This is a genomic window from Streptomyces sp. NPDC102437, from assembly GCF_044765565.1.
Lineage (GTDB): Bacteria > Actinomycetota > Actinomycetes > Streptomycetales > Streptomycetaceae > Streptomyces.
This window is the reverse complement of sequence record NZ_JBIWKI010000006.1, coordinates 219,347-243,288: the sequence shown is the minus strand read 5'-3', so window position 1 is coordinate 243,288 and position 23,942 is coordinate 219,347. Positions and strand designations below refer to the sequence as shown.

At 72.6% G+C, this 23,942-nt stretch carries 20 protein-coding genes and 2 pseudogenes; 12 read left to right on the top strand and 10 right to left on the bottom strand.

All coding sequences use genetic code 11. From position 1 onward, the window contains the following. Window positions 1-21 precede the first annotated feature (21 nt). Genes ACIRJP_RS10835 through ACIRJP_RS10810 form a run of 6 tightly spaced genes read right to left on the bottom strand, consistent with a single transcriptional unit; the run spans window position 22 to window position 5,463 of the window. Entirely contained in the window at window positions 22-1,230 is a 1,209-nt protein-coding gene (locus tag ACIRJP_RS10835; protein ID WP_404170998.1) for a cytochrome P450, read from the bottom strand. Next, window positions 1,227-2,507 carry a cytochrome P450 gene (locus tag ACIRJP_RS10830; protein WP_404170995.1) on the bottom strand — a complete coding sequence of 427 codons (1,281 nt, stop codon included), beginning with the start codon at window positions 2,505-2,507 and terminating at the stop codon, window positions 1,227-1,229. Before ACIRJP_RS10830 ends, ACIRJP_RS10835 begins: the two co-directional genes overlap by 4 nt. Then, window positions 2,504-3,157 (bottom strand): GTP-binding protein, encoded by a 654-nt coding sequence (locus ACIRJP_RS10825; RefSeq protein ID WP_404170992.1) that lies wholly within the window; start codon window positions 3,155-3,157, stop codon window positions 2,504-2,506. Before ACIRJP_RS10825 ends, ACIRJP_RS10830 begins: the two co-directional genes overlap by 4 nt. After that, window positions 3,138-3,503 (bottom strand): DUF742 domain-containing protein, encoded by a 366-nt coding sequence (locus tag ACIRJP_RS10820; protein ID WP_404170989.1) that lies wholly within the window; start codon window positions 3,501-3,503, stop codon window positions 3,138-3,140. Before ACIRJP_RS10820 ends, ACIRJP_RS10825 begins: the two co-directional genes overlap by 20 nt. Then, window positions 3,500-3,922, bottom strand: a complete 423-nt coding sequence (locus ACIRJP_RS10815; RefSeq protein ID WP_404170986.1) for a roadblock/LC7 domain-containing protein — start codon at window positions 3,920-3,922, stop codon at window positions 3,500-3,502. The genes ACIRJP_RS10820 and ACIRJP_RS10815 overlap by 4 nt, the downstream gene beginning before the upstream one ends. Beyond that, the gene (locus tag ACIRJP_RS10810) at window positions 3,919-5,463 is read right to left on the bottom strand and encodes a sensor histidine kinase (RefSeq protein ID WP_404170983.1); all 1,545 of its coding nucleotides are present in this window, start codon (window positions 5,461-5,463) and stop codon (window positions 3,919-3,921) included. Before ACIRJP_RS10810 ends, ACIRJP_RS10815 begins: the two co-directional genes overlap by 4 nt. 294 nt (window positions 5,464-5,757) lie before the next feature. Here ACIRJP_RS10810 and ACIRJP_RS10805 point away from each other — a divergent pair, with 294 nt between their 5' ends. Further along, the gene (locus ACIRJP_RS10805; protein WP_404170980.1) at window positions 5,758-8,661 is read left to right on the top strand and encodes an FAD-binding and (Fe-S)-binding domain-containing protein; all 2,904 of its coding nucleotides are present in this window, start codon (window positions 5,758-5,760) and stop codon (window positions 8,659-8,661) included. On the opposite strand, the gene ACIRJP_RS10800 is transcribed toward ACIRJP_RS10805, so the two are convergent. Further along, entirely contained in the window at window positions 8,662-9,072 is a 411-nt protein-coding gene (locus ACIRJP_RS10800; protein ID WP_404170977.1) for a VOC family protein, read from the bottom strand. Between the two features lie 101 nt (window positions 9,073-9,173). On the opposite strand from ACIRJP_RS10800, the gene ACIRJP_RS10795 reads away from it, so the two are divergent. Further along, window positions 9,174-10,202: a helix-turn-helix transcriptional regulator gene (locus ACIRJP_RS10795; protein WP_404170974.1), complete on the top strand. Its 1,029-nt coding sequence runs from the start codon at window positions 9,174-9,176 to the stop codon at window positions 10,200-10,202. A 102-nt stretch (window positions 10,203-10,304) separates the two neighbouring features. Continuing rightward, a pseudogene (locus tag ACIRJP_RS10790) lies at window positions 10,305-10,476 on the top strand (MarR family transcriptional regulator); the annotation flags it as partial. 82 nt (window positions 10,477-10,558) lie between these two features. On the opposite strand, the gene ACIRJP_RS10785 reads toward ACIRJP_RS10790, so the two are convergent. Continuing rightward, window positions 10,559-11,461, bottom strand: a complete 903-nt coding sequence (locus ACIRJP_RS10785) for a LysR family transcriptional regulator (RefSeq protein WP_404170971.1) — start codon at window positions 11,459-11,461, stop codon at window positions 10,559-10,561. A 196-nt stretch (window positions 11,462-11,657) separates the two neighbouring features. Between ACIRJP_RS10785 and ACIRJP_RS10780 the strand changes: the two genes are divergently transcribed. Together ACIRJP_RS10780 and ACIRJP_RS10775 are read left to right on the top strand one after the other, a co-directional pair. Further along, window positions 11,658-12,638, top strand: coding sequence for an EamA family transporter (locus tag ACIRJP_RS10780; protein WP_404170968.1), 981 nt, complete (start codon window positions 11,658-11,660; stop codon window positions 12,636-12,638). Between the two features lie 82 nt (window positions 12,639-12,720). After that, window positions 12,721-13,152 (top strand): DUF3592 domain-containing protein, encoded by a 432-nt coding sequence (locus ACIRJP_RS10775; protein WP_404170965.1) that lies wholly within the window; start codon window positions 12,721-12,723, stop codon window positions 13,150-13,152. A gap of 28 nt (window positions 13,153-13,180) precedes the next feature. On the opposite strand, the gene ACIRJP_RS10770 is transcribed toward ACIRJP_RS10775, so the two are convergent. Then, a complete protein-coding gene (locus tag ACIRJP_RS10770) occupies window positions 13,181-13,699 on the bottom strand; it encodes a hypothetical protein (RefSeq protein ID WP_404170962.1) in 519 nt (172 codons plus the stop codon). 194 nt (window positions 13,700-13,893) lie between these two features. Here ACIRJP_RS10770 and ACIRJP_RS10765 point away from each other — a divergent pair, with 194 nt between their 5' ends. From ACIRJP_RS10765 to ACIRJP_RS10735, 7 genes are all read left to right on the top strand, one after another. Beyond that, a complete protein-coding gene (locus ACIRJP_RS10765; protein ID WP_404170959.1) occupies window positions 13,894-14,691 on the top strand; it encodes a TIGR03084 family metal-binding protein in 798 nt (265 codons plus the stop codon). Next, entirely contained in the window at window positions 14,688-16,403 is a 1,716-nt protein-coding gene (locus tag ACIRJP_RS10760; RefSeq protein ID WP_404170955.1) for an acyclic terpene utilization AtuA family protein, read from the top strand. The genes ACIRJP_RS10765 and ACIRJP_RS10760 overlap by 4 nt, the downstream gene beginning before the upstream one ends. 54 nt (window positions 16,404-16,457) lie before the next feature. Continuing rightward, window positions 16,458-18,065: an acyl-CoA carboxylase subunit beta gene (locus ACIRJP_RS10755; protein WP_404170952.1), complete on the top strand. Its 1,608-nt coding sequence runs from the start codon at window positions 16,458-16,460 to the stop codon at window positions 18,063-18,065. A gap of 7 nt (window positions 18,066-18,072) precedes the next feature. Next, on the top strand, window positions 18,073-20,049 hold the full coding sequence (locus ACIRJP_RS10750; RefSeq protein ID WP_404170950.1) for a biotin carboxylase N-terminal domain-containing protein: 1,977 nt from the start codon (window positions 18,073-18,075) through the stop codon (window positions 20,047-20,049). Beyond that, window positions 20,046-21,206: an acyl-CoA dehydrogenase family protein gene (locus ACIRJP_RS10745; RefSeq protein ID WP_404170948.1), complete on the top strand. Its 1,161-nt coding sequence runs from the start codon at window positions 20,046-20,048 to the stop codon at window positions 21,204-21,206. Before ACIRJP_RS10750 ends, ACIRJP_RS10745 begins: the two co-directional genes overlap by 4 nt. A 67-nt stretch (window positions 21,207-21,273) precedes the next feature. Continuing rightward, window positions 21,274-22,899, top strand: coding sequence for a 4-coumarate--CoA ligase family protein (locus ACIRJP_RS10740; protein WP_404170945.1), 1,626 nt, complete (start codon window positions 21,274-21,276; stop codon window positions 22,897-22,899). Further along, window positions 22,896-23,660 carry an enoyl-CoA hydratase family protein gene (locus tag ACIRJP_RS10735; RefSeq protein WP_404170942.1) on the top strand — a complete coding sequence of 255 codons (765 nt, stop codon included), beginning with the start codon at window positions 22,896-22,898 and terminating at the stop codon, window positions 23,658-23,660. Before ACIRJP_RS10740 ends, ACIRJP_RS10735 begins: the two co-directional genes overlap by 4 nt. 34 nt (window positions 23,661-23,694) lie before the next feature. On the opposite strand, the pseudogene ACIRJP_RS10730 reads toward ACIRJP_RS10735, so the two are convergent. Then, window positions 23,695-23,919: pseudogene (locus tag ACIRJP_RS10730) on the bottom strand (zinc ribbon domain-containing protein); the annotation flags it as partial. Window positions 23,920-23,942 lie beyond the last annotated feature (23 nt).

The following is a 23,942-nucleotide window of genomic DNA, read 5'->3' as shown; positions in this document are numbered from 1 at the left end:
ACGGCGTACGGGGAGTGCCGGTCAGCCCAGATCCACCGGCAGGTCGTGCAGGTCGTTCTGGGTGACGATCGGCTTGTTCCGCAGCTCGGACGCGGGTACGGCGAGCTTCAGCTCCGGGAACCGCTCGTACAGCGCGGGCAGTGCCACGCCCGCCTCCAGCCGGGAGAGCGCCGCACCCGGGCAGACGTGCGGGCCGTGGCCGAACGCGATGTGCCGGTTGGGGGAGCGGGTGACGTCGAAGTCACCGGCCGTCGGACCGTGCTGCGCCTCGTCGCGGCCGAGCGCGCCGAAGGAGACGATCAGCGCCTCGCCCTTGGGCAGGACCTTGTCGCCGACCTCGACGTCCTCGGTGGCGAACCGGATCAGGACGTGCGACGTGGGGGTGTTCCAGCGCAGGGTCTCCTCGATCACGTTCTCCCACGGCACCTGACCGCCGAGCACCTGCTCGCGCTGCTCGGGGTGGGTCTGGAGCGCGACGACCGCGTTCACGATCAGGCTGATCGTGGTCTCGTGACCGGCCGCGATGATCAGCTGGAGGGTGTTGACGATCTCCTCGTCGGTGAGCTGGTCACCGTTCTCGGAGGCCGCGATCAGGGCGCTGGTGAGGTCGTCGCCCGGGTTCTTCCGCTTGCCGTCGACGATCTTCGTGAACAGCTCGCCGAGGTCCGCCATCATCTGCGGGACCTCCGTCGGCGGCGTCTGCGTCGAGAAGAACTTCTCGAACAGTTCCTTCAGCCGCGGGTGGTCCGCGCTGTCCACGCCCATCAGCTCGCTGATCACGTTCATCGGCAGCGGGTAGGCGAACTCCGCCTTCAGGTCGACCGGCTCGCCCTTCGGCAGCGCGGCCAGCCGGTCCAGGCTCGCCGTGGTCAGCGCCTCGATGCCGGCGCGCAGCCGCTCCACCCGCTTCACGGTCAGCGCCTGCGCGACCAGGGTGCGCAGCCGACGGTGGTCGGCGCCGTCGACCGTCAGCATGGAGCGGCCCGGGTTGGCGAGGCCGATCAGCGGCCAGTCCATCGGTATCTCGCCGCGCTGCCAGGCGTTCCAGACGTTGATGTCCTTCACGATCCGGCTGTCGGTGAGCAGCTGCCGCGCCTCGGCGTGGTGGGTGACCGCGTAGCAGTGCACCCCGCCGGGCAGTTCCACCTCGGCGAGCGGGCCCGCGGCGCGCAGCCGGGCGCTCTCGCCGTCGAGGTCGGTGACGAAGGGGTCGAGCGCGATCCGGGTCATCTCTGGCCTCCGGTTGTGGTTCCCGTGGTGGGTCCGAGCGCGAGGGTGGGAGTGAAGGTCAACGGCAGGTCGGTCAGGCCCCGCAGCCACGGGGACGGGCGCCGGGTGAGCTGTCCGGCGGGGACGGCGAGGTCGATGTCCGGGAGCCGGTCGAGCAGTACCTCGATGCCGGTACGGGCGATGACCTCGGCGGTCTCCTGGGCGGTGAACGGGCAGCGGTGCTCGCCGTGGCCGAAGGAGAGGAACGCGTTGTTGCCGCCGGTCATCTCGGAGCCGTCGGTGCGGACCTGCGGGTCGGCGTTGGCGGCGGCGATGCCCAGCACCAGCAGGTCGCCCGCCTGGATGTGGCGGCCGCCCAGGCGGGTGTCGCGCGAGGCCCAGCGGCCCGCGATGTTCTGCGACGGGGTGTCCTCCCACAGGACCTCGTTCATGGCCTCGGCGACACTGTGCCGGCCGCCCGAGAGGGAGGCGGCGAACCGGTCGTCGGTGAGCATCAGCCGCAGCGAGTTGCCGATCCAGTCGGCGGTGGGCTGGTGGCCCGCGGCCATCATGACCATCAGGTCCTGGGCGATCTCCTCGTCGGTGAAGTGGCCGCGGTCGGCGATCATCCGCGAGGCGACGTCGTCGCCCGGTTCGGCGTGCTTGTCGGCCAGCAGCTGGAACATGGAGGACGCGAGGTGCTGCTGGCCGGCCAGTGCCCGTTCCCGGCCGTCGATCATGTCGTTGAGCGAGCCGACGAGCGCGTGGCCGATGACGTCGCTGAAGCCGTAGATCTTGGCCAGGACGCGGGCGGGCAGCAGCATCGCGTACTCGGCGATGATCTCGGTGCCGCCGGTGGCGCAGAACTCGTCGATGAGGGCGTCGGCGAACTCCTCCGCGTACCGCTTGAGCGCGAACGGGTCGACGGCCTCCAGCGCGTCGCTGATCATCGCGGCGCGTTCGGTGTGCCGGGGGCCGACCGTGTACAGGATCGACGGCTGCTTGCGGCCGATCATCGGCAGCAGCGGCCAGTCGGCGGGTATGCGGTCCCACTGGTTCCACAGCTCGGAGTCGCGGCTGAACAGCACCGGGTCGCCGGTGACCTGGTGCAGTTCGCGGTAGCCGATCACGAGCCAGGCCGGGATGTCGCCGTCGAGGATGATCGGGGCCACGGCCCCGTGGTCGCGGCGCATCTCCCGGTAGAGCCCGATCGGATCGGTCTGGAACCGGGGGCCGGAGAGAGGCACGCGGCCCTGGGAGACGGGGCAGCCGGAGGATGGTGCCGGGGGCTGGGTCACGGGGTGGGCTCCGGGGTCATCTCCGGCGCGATCTCCGGACGGGCGGCGGTGGAGCGGGCGGCGGCCCCGCCCCGGGAGAGGGTGTGGAGGTACTCGACCAGCGTGATCAGTACGTACTTGCTGGACGAACGGTCCCGGGCATCGCACTCCACCAGCGGCACGTCGTCCGAGAGGGCGAGCGCCTCCCGTATCTGCTGCTCGGTGTGGAGCGGGCCGCCGAAGTCGTTGCAGGCCACGATGAACGGCGTGCCGTGGTGCTCCAGCCGGTCGATCGCGTACCAGGAGTCGGCGAGCCTGCGGGTGTCGACGAGCACGACGGCGCCGAGCGTGCCGGAGAACAGCCGGTCCCACAGGAACCAGAAGCGCTCCTGGCCGGGGGCACCGAAGAGGTAGAGCACGGAGCGTTCGTCGAGCGAGATCCGGCCGAAGTCGAAGGCGACGGTCGTGGACGTCTTCGACTGCACGCCGTCGAGGTGGTCGACGGCCTCGCCCGCGCGGGTCATGGTCTCTTCCGTGTTCAGCGGACGGATCTCACTGACGGAGCGGACCATGGTGGTCTTGCCGACGCCGAAGCCGCCGACGACGACGATCTTCAGTCCGTTGTCGGCCGTCGCCCGCAGGGCGGCACGGTCAGAGGTTGCGGAGTCCAACGAGCACCTGTTCCAGGATGTCGGGGTCGGGGAGCCGGTCCGCGACACGGGCGGTTCGGGGGTGACGGGCGCTGATCCGTCCGGTGTCCAGCAGATCGGACAGCATGATCCGGACGATGCTGACGGGCAGGCCGAGGCCCGCCGCGATCTCCACGACCGCGGTGGGCAGCCTGCACATCTGCAGGATCGTGACGTGCTCCGACTGCATGCCGGGGGTCGGCTCGCACTCGGAGACCACCAGCGTCACCAGGTCGAACGCGTCCGAGTCGGACCGGCTGCGCCCTCCGGTGAGGGTGTACAGCCGGTCCGGATCGTCGTCCCGGCCGGGGCGGCGGGGGCGGATCATCCGGCCGCGTCGGCGTCGGCGGCGGAGCGGGGCGGGGCGCTGAGGTGCTCGCCGAGCTGCTCGACGAGCTCGCTCATGTTGTGGCCGATGAGGCCGACGTCGGAGTCCTCGGAGGCGACGACCGCGAGATGGGCGCCCGCGCCCGCCTCGACGATGAACAGCACGCCGCCGTAGAACTCGGCCATCGCGGACCGTACGCCGCCGGTGCCGTCACCGAACTCGACGGACGCGCCGTGCGACAGGCTCTGGATACCGGCCGAGATCGCGGCCAGCTGGTCGGCCTGGTCGACGGAGAGCTCGGGGGTGCGGCACAGCTTGAGGCCGTCCCGGGACAGGACGAGGGCGTGACGAGTGCCGGGGGTGCGCTCCAGGAGCCCCTCCAGCAGCCAGTTGAGCTTCTCGTCGGTGGTGGCGGTCATGGGGTGTTGCCTTCTTCCGGGAGCGGGGAGTTGGCCCGAACAGCCTGGCGGAAGCTGCTGAAGCGGGCTGCTTGTTCCTTGGGGTCGGAGGTGCGGGGCCGGGGGGTCGTGGCGCCGTCGGTGTGGGCGTTCGCGCGGGCCTCGGCGGCGGCGAGGGTACGGCCGCGGGGGCGCTTGGGCAGTCCGCTCTCGCCGAACCGGGGGAGGTTGCCGGTGGTCTCGGAGGCGGGGTCCACCGGGGCGGGGGTGGCCGGTTCGGTGGGGGCCGGGGTCTGCTGGGCGTGGGCCGTGGCGGCGGCTGTCGTGGTCGCCGTCGTGGTTGTCGTGACCGCCGGCGCGGTGCCGTGCGAGGGCTCCGGTTCGGGTACCGGCCGGGGCGCCGGTTCCGGTTCCGGGGCCGTGGCCGGGGCGGGGACGGGGGTTCGGGTGAGGAGCTCCTGCGGGAGCATCATCAGGGCGCCCGTGCCGCCGCGCGCGGAGGGCCGGAACGAGACGGTCAGACCGTGCTTGCGGGCCAGCCGGCCGACGACGGCGAGGCCGAGCCGGGTGCCGGACAGCCCCGTCAGGTCCTGGTCGGTGGCCGACACCGCACGCTCGGCGCGGCGCAGCTGTACATCGCTCATGACCAGGCCGCTGTCCTCGACGGTCAGGACGATGCCGGCCGGCACCTCCTCGACGTACACATGGACCTCGGCGGTGGGCGGCGAGAAGTTGGCGGCATTGTCGAGGAGTTCGGCGAGCGCGTGCATGACGCCCTCGGCGGCGTGCCCGGCGACCGCGACATCGCTGGTCGAGTGGAGCCGCACCCGCTGGTAGCCGCTGATCCGGCCCATCGCGCCGCGCAGGATCGACTCCATCACGATCGGCTTCGCCCAGCGCCGCCCGGAGCGGGCGCCGGTCAGCACGGCGATGGAGTCGGCGAGCCGGCCCGCCTGGGCGGTGCGGTGGTCCAGGTGGAGCAGATCGCCGAGCACGTCCTCGGCGGCGTGCCGGTGCTCCATCTCGCGCAGGTCGGCGAGCATGCTGGTGGCCAGGGCCTGCATCCGGCCCGCGGCGTTGGCGCAGGCGGCGACCGCGGCGGAGCGCTCGGTCTCGCTGCGGGTCGCACGGGCGGTGAGCCGCTGGTTCGCTGTGGTGAGCCGCTCGATCTCGGCAGCGGCCTGCGCGGTGATCCGGGCGGTCTCGGCCTCGGCCGCGGACCTGAGCCGTGCCGTCTCGGCCGCCGCGGCGGACTTGATCCGGGCGGTCTCGGCGGTGAACCGCTGGCCCTCGGCCGCCGAGGCGGAGACGAGGCGGCTGATCTCCCCGGTGAACCGCTGGGTCTCCGAGGCGAGCCGGGCGCGCAGACGGCCGGTGTTGGCGCGGGCCTGTACGGCGGCGGCCACGGCGGCCGACAGCAGCACGGCGGCTGCACCCGCCCCCCAGGCCAGCTCGGGCCGTGCCGAGTCGGGGGCGGCGGCGACCGCCCACAGACACAGGGATCCGGTGACGGCCAGCGATATCAGCAGGGCCACTGCGGTCGGCCGGGATGAGGGGCTCAAAGAGGAGTCCTTGGGAGCGGACGGGAACGGACGGATCGGGCAAGCGGGACGAACTGAATCGCCCGGATCGGGGCAGTTCAGGACATCGAGACGGAACGCGGAAACTGGAGCTGACAATTCCAAGGTAAGTCCTGGTCACTATATGAGAATTGACGCTCTCTTTGGGAAGAGCTTGTGGCGTTCTTTGTTACGTATGTGACTACGCGTCCGACGTATTCCGACGTATTGACGTATTCAGGGGAAACGTGCGGCGCCGGACGGCCGAGTGGCCCGATCAACGGCATCCTGGGCCGCATGGCCGCACAACAGAATCCGACGGAACGCGCCGAACTCGCACAGGCCCTGCGCGCCGCGGTCCGCGGCGAGGCCGACTTCGGCACCACCGCCCGCGCGTTGACGACGATGGACGCCTCCAACTACCGCCGCGTACCGCTCGGCGTCGTCTCCCCGCGCGACGCCGACGACGTGGCCGCCGCCCTCGCGGTCTGCCGCACGCACGGAGTGCCCGTGGTGCCGCGCGGCGGCGGCACCTCCATCGCCGGGCAGGCCACCGGCACCGGCGTCGTACTCGATCTCACCCGCCACCTGCGCCGGATCGTCGAACTGGACCCCGCAACCCGCACCGCCGTCGTCCAGCCGGGCGTGATCCTGGACGATCTGCGCGCCGCCGCCGCCCCGCACGGCCTCACCTTCGGCCCCGACCCGTCCACGCACAGCCGCTGCACGCTGGGCGGCATGATCGGCAACAACTCCTGCGGCGCGCACTCGGTCGCCTGGGGCACCACCGCCGACAACACGCACACCCTGACCGTGACCCGCTACGGCGGCGACACCCTGCGCCTGGACCGGGGAACGCTCCCCGAGGCCCTGCCCGGCCTCCCCGAACTCATCCGCACCCACCTCGCCCCGCTCCGCACCGGCTTCCCCGAACTCCCGCGCCGCATCTCCGGATACGCACTGGACGCACTCCTGCCCGAGCGCGGCCCCGACCCCGTCCGCGCCTTCTGCGGCAGCGAGGGAACGCTCGGCGTGGTGACGGAGGCGACCGTACGACTGGTCGAGGCACCGGCCGCCCGCGCCCTCGCGGTCCTCGGCTACGCCGACGAGGCGGCGGCCGCCGAAGCCGCCCCCGGCCTGCTCCCGCACCACCCGCTCACCGTCGAGGGCATGGCCGCCGACCTCGTACGGGAACCGGCCGGGCTGCCGCGCGGCGGAGCCTGGCTCTTCGTCGAGACGGGCGGCGCCACCCCGGTCGAGGCGCGGGCGCACGCCGAGCGCGTCCTGCGGGCGGCCGACGCCCTGGACGGGACCGTCGTCACCGACCCCGCCGGGCAACGGGCCCTGTGGCGCATCCGCGAGGACGCCGCGGGCACCGCGACCCGGATGCCGGACGGCACCGAGGCCTGGCCCGGCTGGGAGGACTGCGCCGTACCGCCCGCCCGTCTCGGCCCGTACCTGCGCGACTTCCGCGCCCTGCTCGCCGAGCACGGACTGCGGGGCAGCCCGTACGGCCACTTCGGCGACGGCTGCATCCACGTCCGGATCGACTTCGACCTGCTGAGCCCGCCGGGCGTCGCCCGCTTCCGCCGCTTCTCCGAGGAACTCGCTGACCTGGTCGTCGCGCACGGCGGCTCACTGAGCGGCGAACACGGCGACGGCCAGGCCCGCGCCGAACTGCTCCCGCGCATGTACGGCGACGAACTGGTGGCCCTCTTCTCCCGCTTCAAGGACATCTGGGACCCGGACGGCGGCATGAACCCCGGCGTCCTCGCCCGCCCCGCCCGGCTGGACGAGAACCTCCGCTTCGAAGTGCTGCCGAGGCGCCCGGTGGACGTCGCGTTCGGCTATCCGCACGACGGCGGCGACTTCTCGGCGGCGGTACGCCGCTGCGTGGGCGTCGCCAAATGCCGTACGGCCCGGCCTGCGGGCACCGGCGTGATGTGCCCGTCGTTCCGGGCGACCGGCGAGGAGGCCCACTCCACCCGGGGCCGGGCCCGGCTGCTGCACGAAATGCTCGCGGGCGAAACGTTCGAGGAGGGCGAGGCGGGCGAGGCGGGCGGGGTGATCACGGACGGCTGGCGCTCGACGGAGGTACGGGACGCCCTTGATCTCTGCCTCTCCTGCAAGGGCTGCCGCAGCGACTGCCCGGTGGGCGTCGACATGGCCACGTACAAGGCCGAGTTCCTCCACCACCACTACCGGCGGCGACTGCGCCCGGCCGCGCACTACTCGATGGGCCGGCTGCCGCTGTGGCTGCGCCTGGCCGACCCGTTCGCCCCCGTCCTCAACGCCCTGGCCCGGATGCGCCCGCTCGCCGCCCTGGCCAAGCGGTTGGCGGGGATCGCCCCGCAGCGCACGATCCCCGTCCTGGCGCGGCAGACGTTCACCCGGTGGCTCGGCCGGCACCGGGGCAAGGGGACGGCGGTCCCCTCCGACGGCCACGTGGTCACCGTCTGGCCCGACACCTTCACCAACCACCTCTCGCCCGAGGTGGGGCGGGCAGCGGTCCGGGTCCTGGAGTCGGCGGGACGCCGGACGCTGCTGCCCGGCCGGGCGGTCTGCTGCGGCCTCACCTACGTATCCACGGGCCAACTGGACAGGGCCCGCAAGGTCATGCGCCGCGCTCTGGACCGGATGGGCCGGATGGACCGCTCCCCGGACGACCCGCTCGTCGTCCTCGAACCGAGCTGCGCCGCCACCCTCCGCACCGACCTGCCCGAACTCATCCCCGACGACCCGAGAGCCGCCGAACTGGCCGCGTCGGTAAGGACATTGGCCCAGTACCTGGAGGAGTACGCCCCCGACTGGCAACCGCCCCGCCTGAACCGCCCGGTCACCGGCCAGACCCACTGCCACCAGCACGCGGTCCTGGGCGACGCGGCGGAGCGCCGACTGCGCGAACGGGCGGGACTGAACGGCGAGTTGAGCGGCGGCTGCTGCGGCCTGGCCGGAAACTTCGGCTTCGAACGGGGCCACTGGGACGTATCGGCGGCCTGCGCGGAGGAGAGCCTGCTGCCCTCGGTACGGGCATCGGAACCGGGAACGGCCTTCCTGGCGGACGGCTTCTCCTGCCGGACCCAGCTGGAGCAACTGGGCGGCGTACGGGCACGGCATCTGGCGGAACTTCTGGCGGAGGGACTGGAAGAGGATCTGATGGAGGGCGGCGCCGGGGAGGGGAGCGGGCCGGCGGCTGGGTGACTAGGAGGCGTGGCGCGACGCGAACCTCTCGACGGCCTCCGGAGTGACAGGCGTGAAGAAGTTGACGAGGTTTCCGTCAGGGTCGCGGAACAGCAGCGCGCGGTTGCCCCACGGCATCGTCGTCGGCTCCTTGACGAAGTCGGTGACGAACCCGGTCAGGTTCCGGTGGATGCGGTCCACGTCGTCGACGAGGAACTCGATGATGACGCTGCTGTTCGCCGCCGGCCGGGCCGACCCCGGGGCGAACAGCGGGACGGTGCGGTCGCTGCCGATCGCGAGCGTGGCGTGGGGCAGGCGCAGCTCCGCGAAGTCCTCGGTGGCCCGGTCGGCCGGCACCCCGGTGGTCCGCTCGTAGAAATCCACGAGGCGTGCGACGTCGGCGGTGATGATGCGGATCGAAACGAAATCCATGAAGTCTTCCTTGGTCTGCTCGATCGAAGGTGTTGTTGCCCGTCACAACGTAGGACCAATAGAGGACAGAATCCGCCCGCTTTCGGGCGTAGGCTGGGGCCATGCCCCGCCCCACCGGCCGTGTCCTCACTCTGCTGGAGCTGCTCCAGTCCGGCGGCACCCGCACTGTGGCCGAACTGGCCGACCGGCTCGGCGTCGACGGCCGCACCGTGCGGCGGTACGTCGAGCACCTGATCGACCTCGACGTGCCCGTGGAATCGATCCGTGGCCGCTACGGCGGCTACCGGCTCGGCCCCGGCTACCGTCTGCCCCCGCTCATGCTCGCCGAGGACGAGGCGCTGGCCGTGCTGCTCGGCCTGGCCGCCGGCCGCCGGGCAGGACTGCCGGGGGCGGGGAGCACAGCGGGTGAGACGGCGTCGGCCAAGATCCGGCGGGTGCTGCCCAAGCACGTGGCCGGCCGACTCGCCGCGCTCCTCGATTCGCTCGCCTTCACCGACCCGTCCCGCCCCGCCGCGGCGCCCGCGCCGGTACCCGACGCGGAGGTCCTGCTCACGCTCGCCGACGCGGTGCGCCACCGCCGGCCGGTCTCCCTCCGGTACACCGATCGCTCCGGCCACCGCAGCGAACGCACGCTGCACGCCTACGGCATCGTCGCCCACGAGGGCCGGTGGTACGTCACCGGCGCGGCCCCCGGAGCGGGCGCGGCCCCCGGAACAGGTGAGGACTCCGGAACCGGTGAGCAGCGGACCTTCCGGCTGGACCGCATCACGGACGCCAGGCCCCTGCCCGGTTCCTTCGAGGCGCCGACGGACCACGACCCGGCGCGGCAACTGCTGGCGGGGTTCGCCGCCGCGGAGTACCGCCACGAGGTGGTGCTGCGGGTCCGGGCGACGGTCGCGCAGATCCGCGCCCACCTGCCCGCTGCCGTCGCCGAAGTGACGGAGCTCGCGCCCACGGCCGACGAGGGTGAGCAGTGGCTGAGGGTCGAGCTGCGGGCCGAGCGTCTCGACTGGCTGCCCCCGGTGCTCGCCGCGCTCGACCGGCCGTTCGTCATCGAGCGCCCGAGCGAACTCCGCGCCCTCGTCACCGCCTTCGCCGGCCGCCTCGCCTCCCACGCCCTGCGAACCTGACGCCCCGACCGGAGCCCGAGCTTCGGGAGTCGGGTTTCGAGTTTCGGGATTCGGGGGCCGGGATCCGGGCGTCGGGATTCGAGCGGTGCCTTACAACCGGTTCTGGCCCTGGCCCAGCTCGGCCGGGCCGATTCCCGCCTGGCCCTCTCGGCGGCGGACTGCGCGACACTGGAGCAGATGGCTGCCGAGTGGTTCGCGCGTGGCGTGGACGCCGACTACCTGACGCACGCGCTCACCGCCGGGCTCCCCGCGTCCGTCGGCTCCCCCTTCGGCTTCGGCAGCGCTGAGCTCCCGCTCGCGGAAGTGACGACGCCTGCTGGGCGGGTGCCGGGTAGCCCGTCCGCCACGGGCGGGGATCAGCCGCCGGTGGAGTCCTGGCGCAGGATTTCGTGGGCGAGGGCGGTGAGGGCCGGTAGTGCGGGATGCCCCGGAACGTCCCGCCGGGCGAGCAGGACGGGTACGGACGGGGCGTCGACCAGCGGGCGGTAGGCGACCCCGGAGTGCGGATGCATGCCGGCGGTGGACGCGGCGGAGACCCCGACCCCGCGGCCCGCCGCGATGGCGGTCAGCCAGTCGTCGGTGTTGGCGACGGTGAGAGTGGCCGTGGGCCGGCCGCCCGGCGGCCACAGGTCGATGGTGGTGGTGCCGGAGACGGTGTTGAGGACGACGGTCTTGTCCGCCAGATCGGCGAGCCGGAGCGTGGCGCGGTCGGCGAGCGGGCCGTCCGCCGCCACCGCCGCCACCCGGTCCTCGTCGAACAGCACCTCGGTGACGAGGCCGGGGGCCTCGACGGGTCCTCGCAGCAGCGCGGCATCGACCTCGCCCCGGGTCAGCCCGGCGGTGCGGTCGTCGATCCGCAGCAGTTCGAGCGGGGTCTGCGGATACAGCTCCTGCCAGCGGCGCAGCAGCGGCGTGGTGTACGGGCCGAACGCCGACCAGGCGTGCCCGAGCCGCAGCGGCCAGTGGCGCAGCCCGCCGGGATCGAGCGCCTCGTCGAAGGCGGCGACCGCGGCGGCGGCCTTGTCCCGGAAGGCGACGCCTTCGGGGGTGAGGACGAGATGGTGGGTGGACCGGTCGACGAGGCGGATGCCGAGATGCCGCTCCAGGGCGGCGAGCGTGCGGGAGACCGCGGGCTGCGTGAGGCGGAGCCGGGCGGCGGCGCGAGTGACGTTGCCCTCGTCGGCCACGGCGAGGAAGGCGCGCAGATGCCGTACTTCGATGCCGCGACCAGTGCTTTGTCCGTAACGCCCCATGCTCATGCGCGGGGAGCATAACCGGAGCTCGGTCGACATTTCACGTGCCACGCGGAGGTACCTACCGTAAGAGGACGTACCGCACGGGCGCAGCGCACGGAAAGAGGACGTACCGCACGGGCACAGCGCACGAATGTGGTGCAGTATTTTAGATCGAACAGTTCATTGTATTGAACCGTCGGATTCGGGAGGAACACCGCAGGTGAACGACCAGCGCAGTGCAGCAGGAGCCGCTGCGGCCATGGAGCGGGCCACAGCCGTCGCCGTACCCGAGGCGGCCTCCGCCCTGGGCGACGCGGCGGGCCCCGCACGCCTCAAGGGCCGGGGGGCGGCGCTCGCCCCGGTCGCGCTGGTGGTCGGCGGCTGTCTCTCCGTCCAGTTCGGCTCCGCGGTCGCGGTGCTGCTGATGCCCCGGGCCGGTGCGCTCGGCGTCGTCACCCTGCGCCTGGCCGTGGCCGCGATCGTCCTCATGGTGGTCTGCCGCCCGAAGCTGCGCGGCCACTCGCGCGCCGACTGGGGCACGGTCCTCACCTTCGGGCTGGCCATGGGCGGCATGAACACGCTCTTCTACCAGGCCGCCGACCGCATCCCGCTGGGCGCGGCCGTCACCCTGGAGGTGCTGGGGCCGCTCGCCCTCTCGGTGTTCGCCTCCCGCCGCCTGATCAACGTGGTCTGGGCCGGGCTCGCGCTGGGCGGCGTCGTGCTGCTGAGCGGCGGAGGGCTCGACCGCCTCGATCCGGTCGGCGCCGCCTACGCCCTGGGCGCCGGTGTCATGTGGGCGACGTACATCGTCTTCAGCGCCCGCACCGGCCGGCGCTTCCCTCAGGCGGACGGGCTGGCCCTGGCCATGGTCGTCGCTGCGGTGCTCTCGCTGCCCCTCGGCATCCTGGAGTCGGGCTCGAAACTGCTGGTCCCGTCCACGATCGGCCTGGGTGCGGCGGTGGCGCTGATGAGCTCGGTGCTTCCGTACACCCTCGAACTCATGGCGCTGCGCCGACTGCCCGCGCCCACCTTCGCGATCCTGATGAGCCTGGAACCGGCGATCGCGGCCACGGCCGGCTTCCTGATCCTGGACCAGGCCCTGACGACCACCGACGCGCTGGCGATCGCCCTGGTCATCGGGGCGAGCATGGGCGCGGTGCGGAGCCAGACGCGGCGCGGGATGCCCCGCAAGCGCGCCTGATGTCGCGGGGCGGGCCCTTGTCGGCCCGTCCCGCGCACGGGATCATGGCGGACCGTTACGCGAGATCCTGCCGGGGGAGCCCATGATCGTCGTCGCCGCCGTCTATTTCGTCGTCGCCGCGGGCGCGGCGGTGGTGTCCGGGAGGAACCTGGACCGTCACCTCCAGGGCCCCCGGCTCCGGGCCGCCTGGGCCGAGGGCCTCACCGCCGAGGCCCGGTGCACCGCTGTGCGCACCGAGGAGGCCCAGGACGCGGAGGGCGGCTACGTCCTGCACACCCACCCCACCCTGGAGTTCCGTACCGGCGACGGGCGCACCGTCAGCTTCGAGGAGCGCCAGTCGCGGCTCGTCCCGGCCGAGGGCGACTTCGTGACCGTCCACTACAGCGCCGCGAACCCCGAGGACGCGACCACCCGGGCCCCGTCCTTCGGCATGCGTCACGCCAGGACCGTGATCACCGCGGCGGGCTGCTCCTTCGCCCTGCTTTCGGCGGTCGTCATCGCCGTGGTCGACTGACCCGCCGGTCCCCCGGCCGCGTCCGTCCTCAGTTCGGATTGACGGTGTCGAAGTAGAGGGTGTCCGTCGCCGCGTCGAGGAAGAACCGCCCCTTCGTCAGACCTTCAACCGGGCCGGGGCCCAGGAGCAGCGCGTCGTAGGAGGCGCTGGTCATCCACCGCGCGTGCGCGGGCAGGAACTCGGACAGCACGTCCGGTACCCCGTGCGGCGCGGCCGGCCCGAAAGCGTGCGCCGGGTCCGCCACGGTCCGGGCCGCGGCCCCGGCGGGCAGCCGGGCCACGCCCACCACCCGGTAACGCGGGTCCGGGCTCGGCAGGAACTCGCGATCCTTCGCGTCCCGGTCGTACGCCAGCCAGTGCGCCCCGCTCAGCCGCCCCGCCTCGCCGAACCTGCGCCGCAGCGGCGCGAGGTCCGTCCGGACCCGCTCGCGGTCCGGCACGGGACCGTCGGTGGACGCGTACACCGTTCCCCCGACCGCGGCCACCGCCGCCACGCCGATGCCCAGCGACAGCCAGGCGCGACGGCTCGGCCCCCTCGAACGCTTCATCTACGTCGCCCCCGCGCGTCGTGTCGTCGATGGTGAAGAGCGTAACGCCGCGCGGCCCGGCGCCCGTTGCGGGCGTACGGAGTCAGTCAGGGCCCCGAGGAACTCTCACGCAAAATAATGCAAGCATGCTTGCTTGTTTATCGGTCCGCTGTCATGCTCCTGGGCACACCGCCACGCCCCGAGGGGAGCGCACCGTGTCCGATGTCGCAGCCGTGATCGGTGATCTGCGCGACGAGAGCGAGGAACTCGACGGTCTGGTGCGGGAGTTGAGCGCAGGCCAGTGGGCCGCCGCGACCCCCGCCCCCGGCTGGAGCATCGCGCATCAGATCGCCCATCTCACCTGGACCGACGAGGTCGCGCTGCTGGCCGCCACCGATGCCGAGGCCTTCGCGGGGGAGGTGGCCAGGGCCATGGAGGCGCCCGAGTCCTTCGTCGACCGGGGCGCCGAAGAGATCGCCGCCGCCCTGACCCCGGAGGCGTTGCTCGCACGGTGGCGGGCCGGGCGGGAGCGGCTGGAGGCGGTGTTGCGCAGGGCCCCGGCGGGCACCCGCATCCCCTGGTACGGGCCGCCGATGAGTGTCGCGTCCATGGCGACCGCCCGGATCATGGAGACCTGGGCGCACGGCCAGGACATCGCCGACGCCCTCGGGGTCACCAGGACCCCCACCGCCCGGCTGCGGCACATCGCCCGGATCGGGGTGCGGGCCCGCGACTACGCCTATCTGGTACGGGGGATCAAGGCGCCCGAGGAGGAGTTCCGGGTAGAGCTAGAAGCCCCGGGCCACGGGCCGGTCGTCTTCGGGCCCGAGGGCGCGCCGCAGCGGGTCACCGGCCCGCTCGTCGACTTCTGCCTGCTCGTCACCCAGCGCGCGCACCGCGACGACCTCGCCGTCCGGGCGGTCGGGCCCGACGCCGACCAGTGGCTCGACATCGCCCAGGCGTTCGCCGGGCCCGCCGGACCGGGCCGCGCACCCCGGGGAGAAGGCAAGTGACCGCACCACTGCGGATAGGCAACGCCTCCGGCTTCTACGGCGACCGCTTCGACGCCATGCGCGAGATGCTCACCGGCGGCCCCCTCGACGTCCTCACCGGGGACTACCTCGCCGAACTGACCATGCTCATCCTCGGCCGGAGCAGGCTCAAGGACCCCACACGCGGCTACGCCACCACCTTCCTGCGCCAGCTCGAAGAGGGCCTCGGGCTCGCCCACGAACGCGGGGTGAAGATCGTCGCCAACGCGGGCGGACTCAACCCGGCCGGACTGGCCGACGCCGTACGGGAGCTGGCACGGAAGGTCGGCGTCCCGGTGCGCGTCGCCCATGTGGAGGGCGACAGCCTCCCCGTGCCCGAGGGGTTCCTCACCGCCAACGCCTACCTCGGCGGCGCCGGGATCGCCGCCTGCCTCGACGCGGGCGCGGACATCGTCGTCACCGGGCGGGTCACCGACGCCGCCCTCGTCACCGGACCCGCCGCCGCCCGCTTCGGCTGGGGGCCCGGCGACCTGGACGCGCTCGCCGGGGCCGTCGTCGCCGGGCACGTCCTGGAGTGCGGCACCCAGGCCACCGGGGGCAACTACTCGTTCTTCCGGGGCCACGACCTGCGTCGGCCCGGCTTCCCCATAGCCGAGATCCACGCCGACGGCTCGTCCGTCATCACCAAGCACGACGGCACCGGCGGTGTCGTCGACCTCGGCACCGTCACCGCCCAACTGCTGTACGAGACCGGCGGTGCCCGGTACGCCGGACCGGACGTCACCGCCCGGCTCGACACCGTACGGCTGACCCAGGACGGACCCGACCGGGTCAGGATCTCCGGCGTATGCGGCGAGGCCCCGCCACCCACCCTCAAGGTCGGGCTGAACCGGCTCGGCGGCTGGCGCAACGAGGTCGTCTTCGTGCTCACCGGCCTCGACATCGAGGCCAAGGCCCAGCTGGTGCGGGAACAGTTCGCGGACGCGCTCGCCCGCTCCGGCGCCGAACCCGACGAGGTGCGGTGGGAGCTGTCCCGGACCGACCGGGCCGACGCCGCCACCGAGGAGACCGCGAGCGCCCTGCTCCGGCTCGTCGTCCGCGACCGGGACCAGGAGACCGTCGGGCGCGCGGTCTCCGGCGCCGCGATCGAGCTGGCGCTCGGCAGCTACCCCGGCTTCCACGTCACCGCCCCGCCCGGCAAGGGCGCGCCGTACGGGGTGTTCGAGGCCCGGTACGTACCGGCCGGCGAGGTCCCGCACATCGCCGTGCTCCCCGACGGGCGGAGCCTCGCCCTGGCCCCTGCCGCGACGACCCAGCCGCTCCGGGACGCCGAACAACCACCGCTGCCCGCACCCCTGTTGGGCAACGGGCCCACCCGGCCCGCCCCGCTCGGCCGGATCGCGGGCGCCCGCAGCGGCGACAAGGGCGGGGACGCCAACGTGGGCGTGTGGGCCGTCGACGACGACGCCTGGCGGTGGCTGGCCCACGAGCTGACCGTCGAACGGTTCCGGGAACTGCTGCCGGAGACCGCCGGACTCACCGTCGTGCGCCACCTCCTGCCGAACCTGCGCGCCCTGAATTTCACCGTTCACGGGCTGCTCGGCGAGGGCGTCGCCGCCCAGCACCGGTTCGACCCGCAGGCCAAGGCGGTGGGGGAGTGGCTGCGCTCCCGGCACCTGCCCATTCCCGTATCGCTGCTGGAGACCGCGCACGCGCCGGAGGCGCACGCATGACCGCGCACGTACCGGAGGCGCACGCATGACCGTCCACGTACCGGAGGCGCACGCATGACAGTCCTGCCCACCGCGCTCGACACCGCGAGCCCCGAATACGCCGCCAACCGCACGGCCATGCTGGCCAAGCTCGACGAACTGTCCGGCGAGCACACCAAGGCGCAGGCGGGCGGCGGCGAGAAGTACATGGCACGGCACCGCTCGCGCGGCAAGCTGCCGGCCCGCGAGCGGATCGAGCTGCTGATCGACGAGGACACCCCGTTCCTGGAGCTGTCGCCGCTCGCCGCCTGGGGCAGCGATTACGCGATCGGCGCCTCCCTCATCACCGGGATCGGGGTGATCGAGGGCGTGGAGTGCCTGATCACCGCCAACGACCCGACCGTACGCGGCGGCGCCTCCAACCCCTGGACCCTGAAGAAGGCCCTGCGGGCCAACGAGATCGCCTTCGCCAACCGGCTGCCCTGCGTCAGCCTCGTCGAGTCGGGCGGCGCCGACCTCCCCTCGCAGAAGGAGATCTTCATCCCCGGCGGGGCGCTGTTCCGCGACATCACCCGGCTCTCCGCGGCCGGCATCCCGACCGTCGCCGTCGTCTTCGGCAACTCGACCGCGGGCGGGGCCTACGTGCCCGGCATGTCCGACCACACCGTCATGATCAAGGAACGGTCCAAGGTCTTCCTCGGCGGACCGCCCCTGGTGAAGATGGCGACCGGCGAGGAGAGCGACGACGAATCGCTCGGCGGCGCCGAGATGCACGCCCGCACCTCCGGGCTCGCCGACCACTTCGCCGTCGACGAGCAGGACGCGCTGCGCCAGGCCCGCCGGATCGTCGCCCGTCTCAACTGGCGCAAGGCACACGCCGATCCGGGCCCGGCCGAGCCGCCCAAGTACGACGAGGACGAGCTGATCGGCATCGTGCCCGGCGACCTGAAAGTGCCCTTCGACCCCCGCGAGGTCATCGCCCGGCTCGTCGACGGCTCCGACTTCGACGCGTTCAAGCCGCTGTACGGGACCAGCCTGGTGACCGGCTGGGCGAGGCTCCACGGCTACCCCGTCGGCATCCTCGCCAACGCGCAGGGCGTGCTGTTCAGCGAGGAGTCGCAGAAGGCCGCCCAGTTCATCCAGCTCGCCAACCAGCGCGACATCCCGCTGCTCTTCCTCCACAACACCACCGGCTACATGGTCGGCAAGGAGTACGAGCAGGGCGGCATCATCAAGCACGGCGCGATGATGATCAACGCGGTGTCGAACTCGAAGGTCCCGCACCTGTCCGTGCTGATGGGCGCCTCGTACGGGGCCGGGCACTACGGTATGTGCGGCAGGGCCTACGACCCGCGCTTCCTCTTCGCCTGGCCCAGCAGCAAGTCCGCCGTCATGGGCCCGCAGCAGCTCGCCGGGGTGCTGTCCATCGTCGCCCGCGCCTCCGCCGCCGCGAAGGGGCTGCCATACGACGACAAGGCTGCCGAGGCCGACGCCGGACTGCGCGCCATGGTCGAGCAGCAGATCGAGTCCGAGTCACTGCCCATGTTCCTCTCCGGGCGGCTGTACGACGACGGCGTCATCGACCCGCGCGACACCAGGACCGTCCTGGGGATGTGCCTGTCCGCGATCCACACCGCCCCGGTCGAAGGCGCCCGCGGCGGCTTCGGCATCTTCCGGATGTGAGGAAGACATGATCAGCACCCTCCTCGTCGCCAACCGGGGCGAGATCGCCTGCCGGATCTTCCGCACCTGCCGGGCGCTCGGCATCGCCACCGTCGCGGTGTACTCCGACGCGGACGCCGACGCGCTCCACGTACGGGAGGCCGACACCGCCGTACGGCTGCCCGGCGCCGCCCCGGCCGACACCTATCTCCGCGGCGACCTCGTGGTGCGCGCCGCGCTCGCGGCCGGTGCCGACGCCATCCACCCCGGCTACGGATTCCTCTCCGAGAACGCCGGATTCGCCCGCGCCGTGCAGGACGCCGGACTCCTCTGGGTGGGCCCGCCGGCCAAGGCCATCGAGCTGATGGCGTCCAAGACCCGTGCCAAGGGCCTGATGGCCGCCGCCGGGGTGCCGCTCCTCGCCCCCGTCGACCCGGAACGGGTCACCGCCGACGACCTGCCGCTGCTGCTCAAGGCGGCAGCGGGCGGCGGCGGACGCGGGATGCGGATCGTACGCGAACTCGCGGAACTGCCCGCCGAGTTGATGGCAGCGGCCGCGGAGGCGGCAGCCGCTTTCGGGGACGGCGAGGTCTTCGCCGAGCCGTACGTGGAACGCGGCCGGCACGTCGAGGTCCAGGTCATGGCCGACGCGCACGGCGGGGTCTGGGCGCTCGGCACCCGCGACTGCTCGCTCCAGCGACGCCACCAGAAAGTCATCGAGGAAGCCCCCGCCCCCGGACTCGACGACGCGCTGCAGGGCCGGCTGCACGACGCCGCCGTGGCCGCCGCGCACGCCGTCGGCTACCAGGGCGCGGGCACCGTCGAGTTCCTGCTCGCCGCCGACGGACGCCCGTACTTCCTGGAGATGAACACCCGCCTCCAGGTCGAGCACCCCGTCACCGAAGCGGTCTTCGGCCTCGACCTCGTCGCCCTCCAGCTCCGCATCGCCGAAGGCGAACCACTGCCCACCACCGCACCCCCCGCACCGCACGGCCACGCCGTCGAGGCCCGCCTCTACGCCGAGGACCCCGCCCGCGACTGGCAGCCGCAGACCGGAGCACTGCACACGTTCCACGTACCCGGGGAACCCGGACTGCGCCTCGACACCGGGTACACCGACGGCGACACCATCGGCGTCCACTACGACCCGATGCTCGCCAAGGTCGTCGCCCACGCCCCCACCCGCACCGAAGCCGTACGGCTGCTCGCCCGCGCCCTGGAACGCGCCCGCATCCACGGCCCGGTCACCAACCGCGAGCTGCTCGTACGGTCCCTGCGCCACCCCGACTTCCTCGCCGCCCGCCTCGACACCGGGTTCTACGACCGCCACCTGGACGCCCTCACCCGGGCCCCGGCCCAGGCCGATCCCGAACCCCGCCTCGCCGCCCTGGCCGCCGCCCTCGCCGACGCCGCCGCCCGGCAGCAGGCACCCGGCGCCGGCCCGGCCCGCTTCGGCGCCTGGCGCAACATCTCCTCCCAGCCCCGGACCAAGCGCTACCGCACCGAACCCGACGGCACCGAACACGAGGCCGCCTACCGCACCACCCGCACCGGCCCCGTCCCCGAAACCGGAGAACGCGTCGTCGCCGCCCGGCCCCGCCGCGTCACCCTCGAAGCCGACGGCATCACCCGCCACTACGACATCGCCGTCCACGGCGACAAGGCGTACGTGGACACCGCCACCGGCTCGTACACCCTCACCGCCCTGCCCCGCTTCACCGACCCCACCGACCGCACCGAACCCGGCTCGCTGCTCGCCCCCATGCCCGGCACCGTCGTCCGCGTCGCGGACGGGCTCGCCGAAGGGGCGGCGGTCACGGCCGGACAGCCGCTGATCTGGCTGGAGGCGATGAAGATGGAACACCGCATCCTCGCCCCCGCCTCCGGCACCCTCACCGCACTCCACGCCGCACCCGGCCTCCAGGTGGAGGTCGGCACCCTGCTCGCCGTCGTACAAGACGCACAGACCGTCGTGCAAGACGTACAGGAGGAACCGAAGCGATGAGCACCGTCCTCGAAACCGAAGAGCACCAGGCCCTGCGCGCCGCCGTCGCCGCACTCGGAAAGCGCTACGGACGCGACTACATGACCTCCGTCGTACGCGACGGCGCCCACCCGCGCGAACTGTGGACCGAAGCCGCCAAGCTCGGCTACCTCGGCGTGAACCTCCCCGAGGAGTACGGCGGCGGAGGCGGCGGCATGGCCGAACTCTCCATCGTCCTGGAGGAGTTGGGTGCGGCCGGCAGCCCGCTGCTGATGATGGTGGTCTCCCCGGCGATCTGCGGCACCGTCATCGCCCGCTTCGGCACCGAGGCCCAGAAGCAGCAGTGGCTCCCCGGCCTCGCCGACGGCAGCCTCACCATGGCCTTCGGCATCACCGAACCCGACGCCGGATCCAACTCCCACCGCATCACCACCACCGCCCGCAAGGACGGCGAGGACTGGCTGCTCACCGGCCGCAAGGTCTTCGTCTCCGGCGTCGACATCGCCGACGCCACCCTCATCGTCGGCCGCACCGAGGACGCCCGGTCCGGCCGGCTCAAGCCCTGCCTCTTCATCGTCCCCCGTGACGCCCCCGGCTTCGGGCGCTCGCAGATCGACATGGAACTCCAGGCCCCGGAGAAGCAGTTCGAGCTGGTCCTCGACGACGTACGCCTCCCCGCCGACGCGCTCGTCGGAGACGAGGACGCCGGGCTCCTCCAGCTCTTCGCCGGGCTCAACCCCGAACGCGTCATGACCGCCGCGTTCGGCATCGGCATGGGCCGCTACGCACTCGCCCGCGCCGTCGACTACGCCAAGACCCGCCAGGTGTGGAAGGACCCCATCGGCTCCCACCAGGCCATCGCCCACCCGCTCGCCCAGGCCCACATCGAACTCGAACTGGCCCGGCTGATGATGCAGAAGGCCGCCCGGCTCTACGACGACGGCGACGACATCGGCGCCGGCGAGGCCGCGAACATGGCGAAGTACGCGGCGGGCGAAGCCTGCGTCAAGGCCGTCGACCAGGCCGTGCACACCCTCGGCGGCAACGGCCTCACCCGCGAATACGGCCTCGCGTCCCTGATCACGGCGGCCCGCGTCGCCCGGATCGCCCCCGTCAGCCGGGAAATGATCCTGAACTACGTCTCCCACCAGTCCCTGGGCCTCCCCAAGTCGTACTGAGCCACGGCAGTCCGTCCCCGATACAGCCGCTCCGGTCTCCCGCACCGCCGCCCCGAAGGGACCCGCCATGGTGCACGTGTTCCACAGCGACTACCCCGCCGTACCGGTACTCGACCTGCCCATCCATGACGCCGTCCTGGGAGAGGCCACCGCCGCGTACGGCGACACGGTGGCCCTGATCGACGGGACGGACGACGGCTCCGCCCTCACCTACCGGCAACTCGACGCCTTCCACCGCAAGATCGCCGCGGCGCTCGCCGAGGCAGGGCTGCGCAAGGGCGACGTACTGGCCCTGCACAGCCCCAACACCATCGCCTACCCGGCCGTGTTCTTCGGCGCGACCCGGGCCGGCGCCACCGTCACCACCGTCCACCCGCTGGCCACGGCGGAGGAGTTCGCCAAACAGCTCCGCGACTCCTCCGCCCGCTGGATCGTCACCGTCTCCCCGCTCCTGGCGACGGCCCGCGAGGCCTCCGCACTCGTCGGCTCGATCGAGCAGATCTTCGTCTGCGACCGGGCCGAGGGACACACCTCCGTACTCGACATGCTCGCCACCACCGCCCCCGAACCCCGCGTCACCGTCGATCCCGGCGAGGACGTCGCCGCCCTGCCCTACTCCTCCGGCACCACCGGCACCCCCAAGGGCGTCATGCTCACCCACCGCTCCATGGGCACCAACCTGGAGCAGCTCCGCCCCTTCATCCCCATGGGCCCCGGCGCCCGCATCCTGGCCGTTCTGCCCTTTTTTCACATATACGGGCTCACTGCCCTGATGAACGCCCCGCTGCGAATGGGCGCCACCGTCGTCGTACTGCCACGCTTCGACCTGGACCAGTTCCTCGCCGCGATCGAGAAGCACCGGATCACCGGCCTGTACGTGGCCCCGCCGATCGTCCTCGCCCTCGCGAAACACCCCTCGGTCGAGCGGTACGACCTCTCCTCGCTGGAGTACGTCGTCAGCGCCGCCGCCCCGCTCGACGCCGCGCTCGCCGCCGCCTGCTCCCGGCGCCTGGGACTGCCGCCGGTGCGCCAGGCGTACGGCATGACGGAACTCTCGCCCGGCACCCATGTCGTCCCGCTCGCCGCCGAGAACCCGCCCCCGGGCGCGGTCGGCAGGCTACTGCCCAGCACCGAGATGCGGATCGCCCCGCTCGGCGGCGACGGCTCCGAGGACGCCCCGGCCGGCACCGACGGCGAGATCCTGATCCGCGGCCCGCAGGTGATGAAGGGCTACCTCGGCCGTCCCGAGGCCACCGCAGACATGATCGACGCCGACGGCTGGGTGCACACCGGCGACATAGGACACGTCGACGCCGAAGGCTGGCTGTACGTCGTCGACCGGGTCAAGGAACTCATCAAGTACAAGGGCTACCAGGTCGCCCCCGCCGAACTCGAAGCACTGCTCCTCGGCCACGATTCGATCGCGGACGCCGCCGTCATCGGCGTGTACGGCACCGACGGCAACGAGCTCCCAAAGGCCTACGTCGTCCGGCAGCCGTCCGCACCGGACCTCACGCCGGACGACGTCATGTCGTACGTCGCCGAGCGCGTCGCCCCGTACAAGAAGATCCGGCAGGCCGAATTCATCGACGCGATCCCGCGCGCCACCTCCGGCAAGATCCTCCGCCGCGAACTGCGCGACCGGGAGAAGGCCCGCAGGACCACCAACGGTCAAGGAGACCACCGACCATGACGGCGCTCGCCGACCCCACCCACGACAGGGGCATCACCACACTCACCCTCGACTCGCCCGCCAACCGCAACGCACTCTCCGCGGCCCTGGTCGGCGAGCTCACCGCCGCCCTGGACGCCTGCGCGGCCGACGACACCGTACGGGCCGTCGTCCTCACCCACACCGGCAACACCTTCTGCGCGGGCGCCGACCTGACCGCACCGCCCGACCCGGCGGCCTTCGTCGCACTGATGCGGCGCATCGTCGCCCTGCCCAAGCCCGTCGTCGCCCGGGTCACCGGCCACGTACGGGCGGGCGGCCTCGGCCTGCTCGGCGCCTGCGACATATCGGCGGCCGGCCCGGGGGCCTCCTTCGCCCTCACCGAATCCCGCCTGGGCCTGGCCCCCGCAGTGATCTCGATGCCCCTGCTGCCCCGCACCGACCCGCGCGCCGCCGCCCGCTACTACCTCACCGGCGAACGCTTCGACGCAACCGAAGCCGCCCGCATCGGCCTGATCACGCTCGCCGCCGGGCCCGCCGAGGACGCCGAGGACGCCGAGGACGTCGACCAGGCACTCGCCCCCGTCCTGGACGGCCTGCGCAAGGCGTCCCCGCAGGGGCTGGCGGCGTCGAAGGAGCTGGTCACAGCTACTGTGCTGAGCAACTTCGACCAGCATGCCGAAGACCTCATCGCCCGGTCGGCGGCCCTCTTCGCCTCCGCCGAGGCCCGGGAAGGAATGACGGCCTTCCTCGAACGACGGGACCCCGCATGGGTGTTTTGACTGCTCCCCTTCCCTGAAGGAGGGGATTTCTGGCTCAGGCCGCCTTCCGGAGCGGCGCTCCGGAAGGTCCTATGCCCTCAACACCAGCCGGATTCAGACCAGCCCGGATGAGCATCACGTGGGCGGAGTTCTTGTCCCTGGGGGACACGGCTCCGCACGCGGCACAGGTGTAGATGCGTTCCGAAAGAGGGAGTGCGTGCTTGGTTCTCGCTCCGCACGAAGCGCAGTCCATAGTGGTGTGCGCGGGATGCACGAGACGGAATCCACCGGCACCGGCCCCAC